The organism is Pollutimonas rozaliensis (assembly GCF_048751585.1).
Classification (GTDB): domain Bacteria; phylum Pseudomonadota; class Gammaproteobacteria; order Burkholderiales; family Burkholderiaceae_B.
In genome coordinates this window covers 1-235 of record NZ_JAZHOB010000370.1, presented here as the reverse complement: position 1 = coordinate 235, position 235 = coordinate 1, and the positions used below count along the sequence as shown (strand labels likewise).

Annotated in this window: 1 pseudogene; it reads right to left on the bottom strand. The window is 41.7% G+C overall.

Going from position 1 to position 235, the window contains the following annotated elements:
* Window positions 1-235 (bottom strand): annotated as a pseudogene (locus V0R37_RS23275) (hypothetical protein); the annotation flags it as partial.

Genomic DNA, 235 nt, shown 5'->3' with positions numbered 1-235 from the left:
AATGACAAAATGGTGTCGCTGTCATAAATTCTGGGGTGAGTAAAATCAACATGAGCTGGTCGGTAAGGACGCGAGCCACTGGCAATAACAATAGTTTCAGCACTTAACACATAACTACTACCATCAGCATTACTAATTTCCAGATGATGATTATCGATAAACCGGGCTTCGCCCTGATAAATTTTGACCAGATTGCGATCGTAAAAACCGGTGCGCAGTCTAACCTGTTTATGAA